Genomic DNA, 16,699 nt, shown 5'->3' on the forward strand with positions numbered 1-16,699 from the left:
GAGCGTAAAAGGCTAAGCCCCTTTGCCGCCATGCTGTGAAGCCCGTGCTGGTGGATTATCACTGTCTGGCAACGTGCCTCTGAGAGGTTAACGTTACCCTGTTTGCAGCGTCTGCTGACGCTGCTGAAATCACGCTCAAAAACTCGGCCTCGTGTCGTCCAGGCTTCAGCACTATTTTTAAGAAAATTCCGTAACCTCTCTGAATTGTGCGTAATGTCAAAGATCTGTTATGCCGTTTACGCATTTTCTTGCCTGCAAAGCCAAGCTGAATAACAATCCCTGAAACGTTTCAGCGTTGCTGTGACAACCTTCACCGGGTCAAACAGCAAGATTCAACACCATTGAGCTGAAACGATTCAATCAGCAAGCGAGGAGAATTATGTTCCAGCTCGAATTGCAGGCCATCCATACCGGAGCCAGCGCCCAAAATAAAGAAGATGCGATTCGTCAGGTTGCGGCGGCACTTACCGCTGCGGGTAACGTGGCGGAAGGTTATGTCAACGGCATGCTGGCGCGTGAGCAGCAAACCTCAACCTTTTTGGGTAATGGCATCGCCATTCCTCATGGCACCACCGACACGCGCGATCTGGTGCTGAAAACCGGCGTTCAGGTCTTTCAGTTTCCTCAGGGAATTGCCTGGGGCGACGATCAAACGGCCTATGTCGCGATTGGTATTGCCGCGAAATCTGATGAACATCTGACGTTGCTGCGCCAGCTGACGCACGTACTGAGTGACGACAGCATCGCCGAACAGCTTAAAACGGCCTCTGCTGAAGATCTGCGCGCGCTGCTGATGGGTGAGAAGCAGTCAGCTGAATTCAGCTTCGATACTTCATTAATTTCCCTGGATGTCAGCGCACGTGACCTGATAACGCTGCAGGCCGTCAATGCCGGCCGCTTACAGGCTGCGGGTGTGGTTGATGCCAGCTATGTTGCTGAGGTGGTTTCCAGTAAACCGCTGAGTCTGGGGCAGGGCATCTGGTTAAGCGACAGCGGCAAAGGCAATCTGCAAAGCGGTGTGGCCGTCAGCCGCGCGGCGACAGCCTTTGAACATGAAGGTGAATCCGTGGCAATGCTAGTCAGCGTGGCCGCCGTCGATGACCGCCCGCTAGAGGTACTGGGTTACCTGAGCGCACTGCTGCATGGCAACAAAGCCGACCGTTTGCTGAAAGCCGATGCGGCAGGTGTTTATGCCCTGCTAACCAGCGAAGTTGACGAGCAGGCAGACCAACTGACGGCTGAATTTACTATTCGCAACGAGCATGGCTTACATGCGCGTCCGGGGACCGCCCTGGTGAGCGTGATTAAACAGTTCAACAGCGACATTACGATTACCAACCTTGATGGCAGCGGTAAACCTGCAAACGGACGCAGCCTGATGAAAGTCGTTGCGCTGGGTGTGAAAAAAGGTCATCGCCTGCGTTTTACTGCCAGTGGGGAAGATGCCCAACAGGCGCTGACGGCTATCGAAGAAGCCATCAACAGTGGCTTAGGTGAGGGGGCGGCATGACCAGACGTGTTGCAACCATCACGTTGAATCCTGCGTACGATCTGGTCGGTTATACGCCTGAAATTGAACGTGGTGAAGTGAACCTGGTGAAAACCACTGGCTTACATGCTGCCGGGAAAGGCATCAATGTGGCGAAAGTGCTGAAAGATCTGGGTATCGACGTAACCGTTGGTGGCTTTCTGGGTAAAGACAATCAGGATGGTTTTCAGCAGCTCTTTAGTGAACTGGGGATCGCCAACCGTTTTCAGGTCGTGAATGGCCGCACGCGCATCAACGTCAAGCTGACTGAGCAAACCGGTGATGTGACCGATCTTAACTTTTCCGGTTTTCAGGTGACGGCTCAGGACTGGGATCGCTTTACCAGCGACTCATTAACCTGGCTGGGCCAGTTCGACATGGTGTGCGTGAGTGGCAGCCTGCCGGAGGGGGTCGATCCTGATGCCTTTACCCGCTGGATGACTGAACTGCGTACGCACTGTCCCTGCATCATCTTTGACAGTAGCCGCGAAGCCCTGGTGGCGGGCCTGAAAGCCGCCCCCTGGCTGGTTAAACCTAATCGTCGCGAGCTTGAGATTTGGGCAGGGCGCAAGCTACCTGCACTTCAGGACGTGATTGACGCAGCGCACGAGTTGCGTGAGCAGGGCATTGCACATGTGGTGATTTCTCTGGGTGCTGAAGGCGCACTTTGGGTCAATGCCTCAGGTGAATGGATAGCTAAACCGCCGGTGTGCGAAGTTGTCAGCACCGTTGGCGCAGGTGACTCCATGGTAGGTGGCCTGATTTATGGCCTGTTAATGCGTGAATCCAGTGAACATACGTTACGTCTGGCTACTGCGGTAGCCGCAATGGCTGTCAGCCAGAGCAACGTCGGCGTGACCGATCGTACCCAGTTGGCCGCAATGATGGCGCGCGTCGACTTACAACCCGTTAACTGACAGCAGGAGAGCGATAGTGAAAACGCTGCTGATAAAAGATCCTTCAACAGGACTGGCTTCTGCCTACATGGCAAAACAACGTCTGGCCGCTGCGGCTGCTCAGGCTGGTATAACGCTAACCGAAAACCCGGCCGAGGCCGAACTGGTGATCGTCACCGGTAAAACAGTACCAGAGGATGCCGCGCTGACGGGGAAATCCGTGTGGCTGGGCGATGTGCAGCAGGCAGTCAGTGAACCTGAACTGTTCCTGAATCGTGCCAAAACCGAAGCGAAACCCTGGCAAGCCAGCGTGGCAGCACCTGCTGCCGTTACCGCTGTGCCAGCGAATGGGCCAAAACGTGTGGTTGCCGTGACCGCTTGCCCAACGGGCGTTGCGCATACCTTTATGGCGGCCGAGGCAATCCAGGCGGAAGCGACCAAACGCGGCTGGTGGGTTAAAGTTGAAACCCGTGGCTCTGTAGGGGCCGGTAACGCGATCACCCCTGAAGAAGTTGCCGCAGCCGATCTGGTTATCGTGGCCGCGGATATCGAAGTGGATCTGGCTAAGTTTGCGGGTAAACCGATGTACCGCACCTCAACCGGTCTGGCACTGAAAAAGACCGCGCAGGAGCTGGATAAAGCCGTGGCAGAAGCGAAGCCTTATAAACCTTCTGGCGCGCAAAACAGTTCTCAGGAAGAGAAAAAAGAGGGCGGCGCGGGGGCTTACCGTCACCTGTTGACCGGCGTCTCCTACATGCTGCCCATGGTAGTGGCGGGTGGCTTGAGTATCGCGCTGTCGTTTGCGTTTGGTATCACGGCCTTTAAAGAGCCCGGTACGCTGGCCGCTGCCCTGATGCAAATCGGTGGCGGGAGTGCCTTTGCACTGATGGTTCCGGTTCTGGCGGGCTTTATTGCCTTCTCAATCGCGGACCGTCCTGGTCTGACGCCTGGCCTGATTGGCGGTATGATCGCCACCAGCATCAACGCGGGCTTCCTTGGCGGCATCATCGCCGGTTTTATTGCGGGTTATGCGGCCAAACTGATCAGCGGTAAGGTGAAGTTGCCACAGAGTATGGAAGCGCTAAAACCTATCCTGATTATTCCTCTGTTTGCCAGCCTGATCACCGGCTTGCTGATGATCTACGTGGTAGGTAAACCGGTCGCGGGCATCATGAGCGGTTTGACCAGCTGGCTGGCTAACATGGGTACCGCGAATGCAATCCTGCTGGGCGCTATCCTGGGTGGCATGATGTGTACCGATATGGGTGGTCCTGTTAACAAAGTTGCTTACGCATTTGGCGTCGGCCTGCTGAGTTCACAAACCTACGCACCTATGGCCGCGATTATGGCTGCCGGTATGGTGCCACCGCTGGCGATGGGGCTGGCGACGCTGGTTGCGCGTCGTAAATTTAACAAAGGTCAGCAGGAAGGCGGTAAAGCCGCGCTGGTTCTGGGTCTGTGCTTTATTTCAGAAGGTGCGATTCCGTTTGCGGCCCGTGACCCGATGCGCGTCCTGCCATGCTGTATCGTCGGTGGCGCAGTAACCGGTGCCGTTTCCATGGCGATTGGTGCCAAGCTGATGGCACCGCACGGTGGCCTGTTCGTCCTGTTAATCCCGGGGGCGATTACGCCGGTCGTGGGTTATCTGATGGCGATTTTGATTGGTACCGCGATTGCCGGATTAGGCTATGCAGTACTGAAGCGCCCGGAAGAAGAGCTGGCGAAAGCCTGACAGGTAAGACGACAAAGGAGCCGCAAGGCTCCTTTTTCTTATTTCTTAACGTTGTTCTGACTTAAGCCAGGCAATTTCATCTTTCCAGATATCCGGATTAATGGTCTCCAGAATCAGCGGAATACCATCGAAACGCGAATCCTTCATCATCCAGCTAAAGACGGTTTTACCGATATTCCCCTCACCCAGGCTGTGATGACGGTCAACCCGGCTGCCCAGCGTACTTTTGGCATCATTCAGGTGCATCCCGCGAAGATAGTTAAAACCCACCACGCGCTCAAATTCGGCAAAAGTCTCCGTGCAGGCGGCTTCACTGCACAGATCGTATCCGCCCGCGAAGGCATGGCAGGTATCAATGCAAACGCCGACGCGCGACTTATCTTCGACGTGTTCAATAATGGTCGCCAGATGTTCAAAGCGGAACCCCAGGTTGCTGCCCTGACCGGCGGTATTTTCGATAACGGCGGTCACGCTGTGGGTTTGATCCAGGGCGATGTTAATTGACTCGGCGATGCGCTTTAAGCAGGTCAGCTCATCAATTTGCTGTAAATGACTGCCCGGATGAAAATTCAGTAGCGTCAGCCCCAGCTGTTCCGCGCGCTGCATTTCATCTACGAACGCATCGCGCGATTTTTGCAACGCGTCCATGACCGGATGCCCCAGGTTTATCAGATAGCTGTCGTGCGGCAGAATCTGGCCCGGGCCAAAATGGTATTTCTCACAGGCAGCGCGGAAAGCGGCGATGGTTTCGTCTGACAGCGGGGCGGCTTTCCACTGACGCTGGTTCTTCGTGAACAGCGCAAAAGCCGTGGCTTCCAGTTCGTGGGCGCGGAGGACCGCCTGATCCACACCACCCGATGCGCTGACGTGCGCGCCAATATACTTCATGCCGTTCTCCTGAAGGATTTAACTCAGATTGAACGGCATGATACACGATGGCGCTGTGGCAAAGCGCGGTGCGCAGGAAATTTTTAGCGAGGTCAGGAGGAGGCATTATCAGGAATACAGCCGTGCCGCAAAGGGCTTGCTGTTTTCACCCGAATACACGAAAAGTCTCAGAAAAGGGGCCGGGCGTGAGGCGAAAACGGCCGATGCCGAATCGACCTTGTCTGTCGGAAGAAGGCAACGCAGCGAATCAGTGGCGGAGTTTCGCCAATTCGTCTTCGGTCAGGCCGGTCATTTTAATCACGGTCGGGCGATCAAGGCCGTTATTTAACATGGCCCGGGCAATCTTCAGCGCTTCTTCCTTCCTGCCTTTTTCAATGCCTTTTTGTTCCAGCTGTTCTGCAATGGTCATCAGAGCCTCTCCGTGTTGCGGCACCCGCTGTGCCAGCTTATGAACAAAGGTTTGCGCATCTGAAGCTTCGCCCACCTGTATCATGTAGTTTACCAGCGATATCACCAGCGATGAAGAGAGATGTTTATGTAGAAGAAGACTGACCAGGCTGTCAATCAGGGCTGTCAGGTTTCGCTGGTGGATATGCTTTTGCAGTAAGGTTAAGGCGGCCATGCTGCGATGGTGTGCAATCTCCTCGTCAGGGATAATCGTCACATCAACCAAAGGGAAAGCCGTGGTGTACAGTGCGCCCGCGATGTCCGGTCGGGCAAATTCATCGAGCCAGCAGAGGGAATAAGGATACGGGCTGCGTTTACCGGTATAGAACAACATTGGGATAACCAACGGCAGTGTTTTATGCCCGGCCTGCAGGTGGCGGTGCATGGCGGCAACCGCATAGCGCATCAACCTGAAGGCCATATGTTGATCCGGACCGGACTGATGCTCGATAAGCACGTGGATGTAGCCTTCCCCGGATGCGGTTTTAAGGCTGTAGAGCACGTCGCTGAAATACTGACGCAGATCGTCTTCGACAAACGAACCCGATTCCAGTTTAAGGGTGGACAGGTCGCAAAGGGCGCGTAACGGTTCTGGCAGGTGGATCGCCATAAAATCCTGCGCAATATCGGGCTGTGTCAGAAACTGCCTGAACAGGGCATCGTGAGGCGTTGGCGTGGTGGTTTTTATCTTCATCCGTCCCGGCTCGAAAAAATGATCCGCCTAAAATAGGGCAGACCGGGGCGTTCGCCTAATAACGGCGCAGTAATGTACGGCGCGTCTCGCAAATCTCCGCGTGTGGGGCAGTGAAGGGGAAGTGGCCGCCATAACCGGCGCCGTCAAGGGCCGGTCAGGAAGGGAGAGGGCTGCGTGCTTACGCCATGAGGTGCTGGACCAGCAGATTAATAGTACCGCCACCCACAATCAGCCAGACAAATACCAGTGCTCCTAACAGCACAGGCTTAAATCCGGCAGCGCGCAGGGCAGTAAAGCGGGTAGTTAAGCCCAACGCTGCCATTGCCATGGTCAGCAGGATCCCGCCGAGGGTATTTAATGTGTTAACCCACCCGGCCGGCAACCAGTGCAGGGAGTTGAACAGAGCGACAGCAACAAACATTAAAGCAAACCACGGAAAGGTGACCGGCTGTGCGCTATGCTGTGCTGTCTGTTCACGTCGCAGTACACCGCTTAGCAACAGTAAAAACGGAGCCAGCATCATCACCCGGAGCATTTTCGCAATGACTGCGCTGCTCTCGGTTTCGGGCGCAATGCTGTGCCCGGCGGCGACCACCTGGGCCACTTCGTGGATCGTCGAACCGGTGAAAACACCAAACTGTGTCAGACTGACGGCAGGGAAAAGATGATGAACCCATCGCCACAGCAAGGGATAAACAAAGATCGCCAGGGTGCCAAACAGCACGACCGTTGCCACCGCCACCGCCACCTTTGAGGGGGCCGCTTTCACGACTGGCTCTGTGGCCAGTACGGCAGCGGCACCGCAGATGCTGCTCCCCGCACCGATTAACCACACGGTGTCACGATCGAGCCTGAGCAGGCGCCTGCCCAGCAGGCAGGTTATAAAAAACGTGCTGCTCAGGGTCAGTACATCAATAACGACGCCGCTCAGGCCGACATCCGTGATTTGTTGTAAGGTGATGCGAAATCCGAACAGTATCACGCCCAGCCGGAGCAGTTTTTGTTTGGCCAGCAGTACGCCAGCGTCGCACTGACCGGCCATCGGGGAATAAACACTGTTGCCGATAATGATGCCCAGCATAATGGCCAGAGTTAACGAACCCAGCCCCAGATGCGAGACGGCAGGTACCTGCGCCAGCAGCGCCGTGACGCTGGCAAGGGTACCGCATAGCAACAGGCCTGGCAGCCATTGCTGCACAGTGTGAGATTTTGAAATGCTGATGTCGGCCATGATTACGCTCCTGGTTGAGCACGCATCATCGCGCCAGGTTTGTTAAAAGTGAAATTGATTATATATTTATAATCTACCGCTATAAGTGATAAGGCAGGATATATGCTGTTCGCACGACTGGGGCGCTTCATCACGCTCATCAAAAGAGATGTTTTAACGCTCGCCTATGCCTGCCGCGATCCCCGAACGCCGCTGTGGTGTAAAGGCGCGGCCGTGGGACTCATGGCGTACGGCATCAGCCCCATTGATGTGATCCCTGATGTCATCCCGGTCGTCGGGCTACTCGATGATGCAGTGATCATTCCCACCGGCGTCATGTTGCTGCTGAAAATGTTACCCACGGAAGTGCGCGCCAGCAGCGCAGAGCGTGCCCGGCAGCAGCGTGCACGCGGTAAAACCCTGTTCGGTGTGCTGGGTGTGGTTTTTCTGCTGTGGATAGCCCTGATGGTTTACCTCTTACAGCGTTAGATTCAGGAGTCTCCATGCACATTACACTGCGACAAATCGACGTTTTTACCGAAGTGCTGAAAAGCGGCTCCACCACGCAGGCTTCTCAGGTGCTGGCCTTGTCCCAGTCAGCCGTCAGTGCGGCACTCGCCGATCTGGAAAACCAGCTTGGCGTTCAGCTTTTCGACCGTGTAGGTAAGCGACTGGTAGTGAATGAACACGGCCGGTTACTATACCCGCGGGCCGTCGGCCTGCTTGAACAGGCGACGGAAATCGAACAGCTGTTTAAAGAAGATAACGGGGCTATCCGAATTTATGCCAGTAGCACAATCGGGAATTACCTGTTGCCGGGGATGATTGCCGGCTACCGCCGTGATTTCCCGACCTTACCTTTAGAGCTGAGCGTGGGAAACAGCCAGGACGTGATCATGGCCGTGTCTGAATTCAGGGTTGATGTCGGGTTAATCGAAGGTCCCTGTCATATGACGGAACTGGTAAGCGAGCCCTGGCTTGACGATGAGCTGGTGGTGTTTGCCGCGCCGGATGCCGCCATTTTACAGCAGCCGGTGACGCTGGCATCGCTGGCGGACGCCACCTGGATTCTTCGCGAACGGGGTTCAGGGACGCGCGAAATCGTTGATTACCTGCTGCTGTCTCATCTGCCGACCTTCCAACTGGGCATGGAACTGGGCAACTCCGAAGCGATCAAACATGCCGTGCGTCACGGCATGGGCATTAGCTGTTTATCCCGCCGGGTTATTGCCGACCAGCTCAGTGCCGGAACGCTCATTGAGCTGAATACGCCTTTGCCCAATTTGACGCGTACGCTTTACCGTATTCATCATCGGCAAAAACATATCTCAAAGGCGCTGTCACGGTTTTTGTCCTACTGCCGGGAATAACCGCAGGGGGAGGCTGATGATGAAATAAGCGGTTCAACCCCTTGAAATTCAGGGAGACAGGCGCTGCCGCTAATAATCTGCCGCCTATCATGAAGGTAACTTATATCAACGCAGCATTCGCTATACAGTGCGGCCTTTGCTGCTACAATCGCGCCTTATTTTTACCCAGCGTAATGTTTACACATGCATAATGACACAAAAACAACACAACAACCTGCGTTACGACGCGATCTAAAAGCGCGTCACCTCACCATGATCGCCATTGGCGGTTCAATCGGTACAGGCCTCTTTGTGGCATCAGGTGCCACCATCTCTCAGGCCGGTCCAGGCGGCGCGTTACTCTCCTATGTTCTGATTGGTTTGATGGTTTATTTCCTCATGACCAGCCTGGGTGAACTGGCGGCATTTATGCCGGTATCCGGTTCTTTTGCTACCTACGGTGCGAAATACGTCGAAGAAGGCTTTGGTTTTGCCCTTGGCTGGAACTACTGGTACAACTGGGCGGTTACGATTGCCGTTGACCTGGTGGCTTCCCAACTGGTGATGAATTACTGGTTCCCGGACACGCCAGGATGGATCTGGAGCGCTCTGTTCCTGAGCCTGATGTTCCTGATCAACTACATCTCGGTGAAAGGCTTCGGCGAAACGGAGTACTGGTTTTCGCTGATCAAGGTTGTCACCGTGGTGATCTTTATCGTGGTTGGCGTACTGATGATTGTCGGGATTATGCGCGGCGCTGAAAATGCGGGCTGGCATAACTGGCAGGTCGGTGACGCGCCATTTGCGGGCGGTTTCGCCGCGATGATCGGCGTGGCGATGATTGTCGGCTTCTCCTTCCAGGGCACTGAACTCATCGGTATTGCGGCGGGGGAATCAGAAGATCCGGCGAAGAATATTCCTCGCGCGGTACGTCAGGTGTTCTGGCGTATCCTGCTCTTCTATGTGCTGGCTATCCTGATCATCAGCCTGATTTTGCCTTATACCGATCCGCAGCTGTTACACAATGATATTAAAGATATCAGCGTCAGTCCGTTTACGCTGGTGTTCAAAAATGCCGGTCTGCTGTCAGCGGCGGCGGTGATGAACGCGGTCATTTTAACGGCGGTATTGTCCGCGGGTAACTCCGGAATGTACGCCTCAACGCGCATGCTTTATAACCTTGCACGCGAAGGCAAAGCACCGCGTATCTTTGCCCGCCTGTCAAAAGGTGGCGTCCCCCGTAATGCCCTGTGGGCGACCACGGTGGTGGCTGGTCTGTGCTTTTTAACCTCGAAATTTGGCAATCAGGAAGTCTATCTCTGGCTGTTGAATACCTCAGGCATGACCGGCTTTATCGCCTGGCTCGGTATTGCAATCAGCCACTACCGTTTCCGTCGGGGTTACGTTGCGCAGGGCCACGATCTTACTGCGCTGCCATATCGTTCCGGCTTTTTTCCCGTTGGACCGATTTTTGCTTTTGTCCTTTGTCTGATTATCACTCTGGGCCAGAATTATCAGGCGTTCCTGCAGGATAAAATCGACTGGTACGGCGTGGCGGCTACCTATATCGGTCTGCCGCTGTTCCTGCTGATCTGGCTGGGTTACAGGCTGGTGCGGGGCGGTCGGATCGTCAAATATACTGAAATGGAATTTCCCGTCTATAAAGACTAACAATGCCTGAAAGCGCCCGGTGAACGCCGGGCGTTTTTTAAGCTTACGTCATCACTGTTAACATTCCATGAATTGATAATTATTATCACCTGCACTATTGTGGCTGCGTTTTTAATTCTGGAGCCATTACTGGGTTGAATCATGACAACGGAATCCTCGTTGATCGGTGCTGAAGCGGACCATCAGCACACATTAAAAAACTATCATCAGGTTGTGCGCCGCCGAATCTTCTGGCTGGGTGCGCTGCTGATAGCGATACTCGCCTCACTCGTTCTTGATTTTACGCTCGGTCCGGCAGGGCTCTCTTTGTCCGTGTTGTGGCACACGCTGCTCTCTCCTGAGAGCGTCGATGCAGGTACCCGCGTAATCGTCTGGGATATTCGCCTGCCTTATGCCTTGATGGCGATTGTTGTTGGCCTGGCGCTGGGCCTCGCCGGCGCCGAAATGCAAACGATCCTGAATAATCCGCTCGCCAGTCCGTTCACGCTGGGCGTGTCTTCTGCGGCGGCGTTTGGTGCAGCACTGGCGATTATTCTGGGCGTAGGGATTCCGGGCATCTCCGGGCAGTGGTTTATCTCGGCCAATGCCTTTCTGTTTGCCCTGTTTGCCGCGTTGATGCTGGATGGCATTACGCGATGGACTCAGGTGTCATCGTCCGGTGTGGTGCTGTTTGGTATCGCCCTGGTGTTTACTTTTAACGCCCTGGTTTCAATGATGCAGTTTATCGCCAGCGAAGATACGTTACAGGGGCTGGTGTTCTGGACCATGGGCAGCCTGGCGCGCGCCTCTTGGGAAAAGCTGGGCGTACTGAGTGCGGCCTTTGCGCTGTTGGTTCCCTTCTCTATGCTCAGCAGTTGGAAACTTACCGCGTTGCGCCTGGGTGAAGACAGGGCGATCAGTTTTGGTATTGATGTTCGTCGTTTACGCCTGGCCACGCTGCTCCGTATCAGCGTACTGTCCGCGCTGGCCGTCGCCTTCGTCGGACCGATTGGCTTTATTGGGCTGGTGGCACCGCATATTTCCCGCATGATGTTTGGTGAAGATCATCGCTTCTATTTGCCGGCCAGCGCGCTGACCGGTGCCCTGGTGTTGTCGCTGGCTTCTGTGGCGTCGAAAAACCTTATTCCCGGCGCCATCGTGCCGGTGGGCATTGTGACTTCGCTGATTGGCGTACCGTTCTTCCTGAGTATTATTCTGCGTCACCGGGGGACAGTATGAGGGAGCAAGGATTAAGCCTGCGCGGCTTCACGACCGGCTATCCCAAACGCCAGGTCATTGAAAACCTGAATGTGGCGCGCCTGCCGCGTGGGGAAATTACGGTTCTGCTAGGACCGAACGGCTGTGGCAAATCTACGCTGCTGCGTGCGCTGGCCGGACTGAATAAAGGGCAGGGCGAGCTGTGGCTCAACGGGGAAGACCTGATGACCCAGCCTTTCGCCCAGCGTGCCAGACAGGTCGTGTATCTGCCCCAGTCGCTGCCGGCTGGCGTTCATCTGCACGTGCTGGAGTCCATTATCGTGGCACAGCGCGCCTCCGGTGGTTTACATAGCGCCGCCAGCGAGGCGGACGTGATGGCGCTGCTGGAGCAACTGGGCATTGCGCATCTGGCCATGCGTTACCTCGACCAGCTCTCCGGTGGACAGAAACAGTTAGTGGGCCTGGCGCAGTCGCTGATTCGTCGGCCTGCGCTGCTGCTGCTGGACGAACCGCTCAGCGCGCTGGATTTAAACTACCAGTTCCACGTGATGGATTTGGTACGGCGTGAAACCGCGCTGCGCAATATGGTCACGGTGGTGGTGGTGCACGATATCAATATTGCCTTACGCCACGCTAAGCATGCGGTGATGCTTAAAGCGGGCAGGTTAATTGCCGAAGGCACGCCGGATAGCGTTATCACCCCAGCAACCCTGGCGCAGGTTTACGGCGTACAGGGCCGCATTGAGCACTGTTCACGCGGTACACCGCAGGTCATGATTGACGGGCTGGTACAGGAAGGACTGTCTTGAAATCAGGGGATTGCACTGGCAATCCCCTGTGTGAGATCACCCTACCAGCAGGTGTTGCGCATGGAAGCGCAGGTGATCTTCGACAAAGCTGGCAATGAAGAAGTAGCTGTGATCGTAGCCAGGCTGGATGCGCAGGGTCAACGGGAAGCCCATTTCCTGCGCGATCGCTTCTAAGCGCTCCGGCTGCAGTTGATCCGCCAGGAACTGATCGCTGTCGCCCTGATCGATCAACAACGGCAGACGATGCTGAACCTCCCGCATCAGCTGGCAGCTGTCGTAGGCGAGCCAGGCCTGGCGATCGTCCCCCAGATAGGCCGTGAATGCTTTCTGGCCCCAGGGAACCTCACAAGGGTTAACGATGGGCGCAAAGGCGGAAGCCGACGCAAAGCGGTTTCCCAGACGTAATGCCAGCATCAGCGCACCGTGTCCGCCCATGGAGTGGCCCATTATCGACTGACGTTCACTGACCTTAAAGTTATCGGCAACCAGCTCAGGCAGCTCGTCACTCAGGTAGTCGAACATACGGTAATGATCCGCCCAGGGCTGTTGCGTGGCGTTGAGGTAAAAACCTGCGCCCTGACCCAGGTCATAGCCTTCGTCATTCGCAACCTGCTCACCGCGTGGGCTGGTGTCCGGCATGATTAACACCAGGCCCAGCTCGGCAGCGACACGCTGTGCGCCAGCCTTGGTGGTGAAGTTCTCGTCGTTGCAGGTCAGGCCCGCCAAAAACCACACCACCGGCGGCGGGGAATCACCGCGCGGACTCGGCAAATAGATACTGAACGTCATCGGGCAATGAAGTACCTGAGACTGATGACGCCAGCGCTGCTGCCAGCCGCCAAAAATACGATGCTCTTCCAGCAGCTCCAGAGTAGATGTCATAGATAGCGCCCCCGGTTACTTGTTAAAATGCACGACGGAGCGGATCGATTTCCCTTCATGCATTAAATCAAAGGCGTCATTAATCTCTTCAAGCGGCATGGTATGGGTAATGAAATCGTTCAGCGCGAACTTCCCATCAAGATAATCCTGCACGATACCGGGAAGTTGTGAACGGCCTTTCACGCCACCGAAAGCAGAGCCACGCCAGACGCGGCCGGTTACCAGCTGGAATGGACGCGTTGAAATCTCCTGACCTGCGCCTGCAACGCCGATGATCACCGACTCGCCCCAGCCCTTGTGACAGCACTCCAGAGCAGAGCGCATCACATTGACGTTACCGATACATTCAAAGGAATAATCCACGCCGCCGTCGGTGAGTTCAACAATCACGTCCTGAATCGGCTTGTCATAGTCTTTCGGGTTAATCAGATCGGTGGCACCCAGCTTACGCGCCAGATCAAACTTACTGGTGTTGATATCAACACCAATAATGCGGCCCGCTTTGGCCATTTTCGCGCCGATAATCGCCGACAGACCAATGCCGCCCAGCCCAAAGATGGCAACGGTATCGCCTTCTTTAACCTTGGCGGTGTTCATCACTGCGCCCATACCGGTGGTTACGCCACAACCCAGCAGGCACACTTCTTCCAGTGGCGCTTCTTTACTGATTTTCGCCAGGGAGATTTCAGGCACGACGGTATATTCAGAGAAGGTTGAAGTGCCCATGTAGTGGAAAATCGGCTTGCCGTCTTTAAAGAAACGCGTGGTACCGTCAGGCATCAGACCTTTGCCCTGCGTGGTGCGGATGGCCTGACACAGATTCGTTTTACCGGACAGGCAGAACTTACATTGACCACATTCTGGCGTGTAAAGCGGGATCACGTGATCGCCCACTTCAACGCTGGTCACGCCTTCGCCGACCGCTTCAACAACGCCACCGCCTTCGTGACCCAGAATCGCCGGGAACACGCCTTCAGGATCGCTGCCGGACAGCGTATACGCATCCGTATGGCAGACGCCGGTGGCGACGATACGTACCAGCACTTCCCCTTTCTGCGGCGGCATAAGATCCACTTCTTCGATTTTTAGCGGTTCGCCTGCGGCCCAGGCTACGGCGGCACGGGTTTTGATCATGTTCATGCAATCCCTCTTCCAGTCAGATTGTGACGCGATGTGGCGTCTGGATGGTCGTGATAAGTTAAAAATAGCGCGGAAACTCTATTCCGCCGCCTGCAATGGATGCATCAGCTCGTCATTGAGCGGACGATCGTGAAATTGTTCAATAATAAGATACTTCAGCGCCTCAACGTTGGGCGTGAAGGCATCGCGTCGCCACATCAGCCAGGTGGCGGTGTTGCGATATTCAGCCGGCAGGCTGTGTACCTGAACACGGGCGCGGTCTGGCATCTGTTTCAGCACCGACGCGGGAATCATAGCCACGCCCGCGCCGCCTGCGACACAGGCCAGCATGGCATGGTAAGACTGAATCTCCATCACGCTGTGAGGCGCGGCCTGGCTGTCGCGGTACCAGGCTTCAAGTTTAACCCGGTAAGAACAGCTGTTGCGAAAGGCAAACAGGGTATCGTCTTGCGTGTCGCGCGCGCAGGTTACCGGGATATGATCAAGATCGGTGATCAAGACCATCTCCTCGCGAAAGGCAATACAGCCATTCAGATCGTCGTGCTGAACCGGGCCATCGACCAGGGCCGCGGCCAGCGTGCCTTCACGTACTCGATCAATAATTTCCCCTGAGGTGCCTGTGATCAGCGATAAGGCGACAGCAGGAAAACGCTGATGGAAGGCAGCCAGAAGGCCAGGCAGGCGCGTCGCGGCGGTACTTTCCATCGAGCCAAGTGCAAAATTCCCGCCGGGTTTACCCGCTCGGGTCATATTTAATGCTTCATCACTCAGGGCCAGAATACGCTGGGCGTAGTTAAGGAAATTATGGCCCATGGGCGACAGGCGAATGCGCTGTTTTTCGCGAATAAACAGATCGACACCCAGTTCCTCTTCCAGCTGACGCAGACGCGTCGTGAGGTTGGAGGGAACCCGATGCAGCTGTTCCGCAGCACGGGCCAGGGAACCGCTTTCTGCCACGGAACAGAACATACGTAACTGAACTAAATCCATAGTGTTCTCTTCCTGTAAACAAGTTGCTTAAGATTATTCACTTTTTGTGAGTTTAAGCATCGTTCATGCTATAAGCAAGTTTCTGTGTAAAAAACTGAGGTGGCAGATGGCGTTTCGCGTGGCAATAAGTGCATTTTTGACGTTGTTTGTTGTAATGGGAATCGGGCGCTTTGCCTTCACTCCGCAGGTTCCCCTGATGATTCAGGCGCACCAGTTAACGCTGACCAGCGCCAGCCTGGTGGCGGCGTTAAACTATCTGGGCTACCTGTGCGGGTCTTTCGATGCCATGCGCGCACGCCATAAGGTCGCGTTGCGTCTGCAACTCGGAACGTGGGGTGCCGTGGTGCTGACGGCACTGTCGGCCTTTGCCGACGGGCCGTGGTGGCATGGCATTATTCGCTTTGCCATCGGCTGGGCCAGTGGATGCGCCCTGGTGCTGGCGGCGGCGTGGAGCAACGAGCAGTTGCATCAGTATGGTCGTCCGGGGCTGTCGGCAGCCGTCTTTGCCGGACCGGGTGCAGGCATTTTTATCAGCGGTCTGCTCGCGGTGAGCTTGCACAGATATCAGGTCTCAGCGGCGCTGGCCTGGTGGGTTTATGCCGCGCTGGCGGCGGTATTGGTGGCGCTCATTAGCCGAAATCTGCCGCGCAAGGGTGAGCTACATCGTCCGGAGCAGGCACCGCCATCGCTGGTGCTGACCCGTAACCTCCGGCGGCTGGTCCTGAGTTACAGCCTGGCGGGCTTTGGCTATATTCTCCCCGCGACATTTCTTTCACAAATGGCTGCAGTGCGTTTTCCAGGCAGTGCTGTGGCACAGTTTGTCTGGCCGATATTCGGCGGTGCGGCGGTCATCGGTATTGTTCTGGGCATTGTCACGCGCAAGACGGGGAGCAGCCATGCCCGCCTGGCGGTGGCCCTGTGGGCACAGGCGCTGGGTGTGCTGGCGGCCGCATTGCTGCCGGGATTCAGCGGGCTGCTTATCGGCGCGCTACTGGTCGGGGGCGGCTTTCTGTGTGTGGTACAGCTGTCTTTGCTCTGTGCCCGTGAACTGGCACCGCAGCATATGCGTTATATGGCCGGCCTGCTGACAACCGGCTATGCGGTTGGGCAACTGGCAGGGCCTATGCTCTCCTCGCTGTCAACGCTGTTTCTTCATCGTCTCGAACCCGCACTGTGGGTGGCGGGGGCCAGTCTGATCGTCGCAGGGCTTCTGGTCTGGCGTCGGGACGCGTGAAAAGCTTTCATCTCCAATCGGATTGATTGCTG

At 55.8% G+C, this 16,699-nt stretch carries 15 protein-coding genes; 9 read left to right on the plus strand and 6 right to left on the minus strand.

The window, feature by feature from the left end; translation table 11 throughout:
• Nucleotides 1-379 precede the first annotated feature (379 nt).
• The 3 genes from fruB to fruA are packed head-to-tail and all read left to right on the plus strand — an operon-like array spanning nucleotide 380 to nucleotide 4,156.
• Nucleotides 380-1,510, plus strand: a complete 1,131-nt coding sequence (gene fruB / locus P9J57_RS07275; RefSeq protein WP_014594120.1) for a fused PTS fructose transporter subunit IIA/HPr protein — start codon at nucleotides 380-382, stop codon at nucleotides 1,508-1,510.
• Nucleotides 1,507-2,445 carry a 1-phosphofructokinase gene (gene fruK, locus P9J57_RS07280; protein WP_013026437.1) on the plus strand — a complete coding sequence of 313 codons (939 nt, stop codon included), beginning with the start codon at nucleotides 1,507-1,509 and terminating at the stop codon, nucleotides 2,443-2,445. Before fruB ends, fruK begins: the two co-directional genes overlap by 4 nt.
• Nucleotides 2,446-2,461: 16 nt before the next feature.
• Nucleotides 2,462-4,156 carry a PTS fructose transporter subunit IIBC gene (fruA, locus tag P9J57_RS07285; RefSeq protein WP_015699904.1) on the plus strand — a complete coding sequence of 565 codons (1,695 nt, stop codon included), beginning with the start codon at nucleotides 2,462-2,464 and terminating at the stop codon, nucleotides 4,154-4,156.
• A gap of 45 nt (nucleotides 4,157-4,201) precedes the next feature.
• Here the strand turns inward: fruA and nfo are convergent, their stop codons facing one another.
• The 3 genes from nfo to P9J57_RS07300 form a co-directional block, all read right to left on the minus strand.
• The gene (nfo, locus tag P9J57_RS07290; RefSeq protein WP_014594118.1) at nucleotides 4,202-5,044 is read right to left on the minus strand and encodes a deoxyribonuclease IV; all 843 of its coding nucleotides are present in this window, start codon (nucleotides 5,042-5,044) and stop codon (nucleotides 4,202-4,204) included.
• A gap of 247 nt (nucleotides 5,045-5,291) precedes the next feature.
• Nucleotides 5,292-6,185, minus strand: coding sequence for an Rpn family recombination-promoting nuclease/putative transposase (locus P9J57_RS07295; protein WP_064352344.1), 894 nt, complete (start codon nucleotides 6,183-6,185; stop codon nucleotides 5,292-5,294).
• Nucleotides 6,186-6,363: 178 nt separating this feature from the next.
• Nucleotides 6,364-7,416, minus strand: coding sequence for a YeiH family protein (locus P9J57_RS07300; protein ID WP_483279439.1), 1,053 nt, complete (start codon nucleotides 7,414-7,416; stop codon nucleotides 6,364-6,366).
• Between the two features lie 102 nt (nucleotides 7,417-7,518).
• On the opposite strand from P9J57_RS07300, the gene P9J57_RS07305 reads away from it, so the two are divergent.
• From P9J57_RS07305 to P9J57_RS07325, 5 genes are all read left to right on the plus strand, one after another.
• Nucleotides 7,519-7,884 (plus strand): YkvA family protein, encoded by a 366-nt coding sequence (locus P9J57_RS07305; protein ID WP_013026432.1) that lies wholly within the window; start codon nucleotides 7,519-7,521, stop codon nucleotides 7,882-7,884.
• Nucleotides 7,885-7,898: 14 nt separating this feature from the next.
• Nucleotides 7,899-8,765, plus strand: a complete 867-nt coding sequence (yieE, locus tag P9J57_RS07310) for a DNA-binding transcriptional regulator YeiE (RefSeq protein ID WP_028724920.1) — start codon at nucleotides 7,899-7,901, stop codon at nucleotides 8,763-8,765.
• A gap of 183 nt (nucleotides 8,766-8,948) precedes the next feature.
• On the plus strand, nucleotides 8,949-10,415 hold the full coding sequence (locus P9J57_RS07315) for an amino acid permease (protein ID WP_029570288.1): 1,467 nt from the start codon (nucleotides 8,949-8,951) through the stop codon (nucleotides 10,413-10,415).
• A 141-nt stretch (nucleotides 10,416-10,556) separates the two neighbouring features.
• Nucleotides 10,557-11,633, plus strand: coding sequence for a FecCD family ABC transporter permease (locus tag P9J57_RS07320; protein WP_013026429.1), 1,077 nt, complete (start codon nucleotides 10,557-10,559; stop codon nucleotides 11,631-11,633).
• Nucleotides 11,630-12,421: an ABC transporter ATP-binding protein gene (locus P9J57_RS07325; RefSeq protein ID WP_105079387.1), complete on the plus strand. Its 792-nt coding sequence runs from the start codon at nucleotides 11,630-11,632 to the stop codon at nucleotides 12,419-12,421. Before P9J57_RS07320 ends, P9J57_RS07325 begins: the two co-directional genes overlap by 4 nt.
• 36 nt (nucleotides 12,422-12,457) lie before the next feature.
• On the opposite strand, the gene fghA is transcribed toward P9J57_RS07325, so the two are convergent.
• The 3 genes from fghA to ptrR all read right to left on the minus strand — a co-directional run bounded on the left by fghA (nucleotide 12,458) and on the right by ptrR (nucleotide 15,433).
• Nucleotides 12,458-13,303 (minus strand): S-formylglutathione hydrolase, encoded by an 846-nt coding sequence (gene fghA / locus P9J57_RS07330; protein ID WP_013026427.1) that lies wholly within the window; start codon nucleotides 13,301-13,303, stop codon nucleotides 12,458-12,460.
• 15 nt (nucleotides 13,304-13,318) lie between these two features.
• Nucleotides 13,319-14,443 (minus strand): S-(hydroxymethyl)glutathione dehydrogenase/class III alcohol dehydrogenase, encoded by a 1,125-nt coding sequence (locus P9J57_RS07335; protein ID WP_015699906.1) that lies wholly within the window; start codon nucleotides 14,441-14,443, stop codon nucleotides 13,319-13,321.
• A 78-nt stretch (nucleotides 14,444-14,521) separates the two neighbouring features.
• Entirely contained in the window at nucleotides 14,522-15,433 is a 912-nt protein-coding gene (gene ptrR / locus P9J57_RS07340) for a putrescine utilization regulator PtrR (protein ID WP_013026425.1), read from the minus strand.
• 106 nt (nucleotides 15,434-15,539) lie between these two features.
• Here ptrR and P9J57_RS07345 point away from each other — a divergent pair, with 106 nt between their 5' ends.
• A complete protein-coding gene (locus P9J57_RS07345; protein ID WP_014605426.1) occupies nucleotides 15,540-16,667 on the plus strand; it encodes a YbfB/YjiJ family MFS transporter in 1,128 nt (375 codons plus the stop codon).
• Nucleotides 16,668-16,699 lie beyond the last annotated feature (32 nt).

The organism is Pantoea sp. nfd-35 (genome assembly GCF_056892255.1).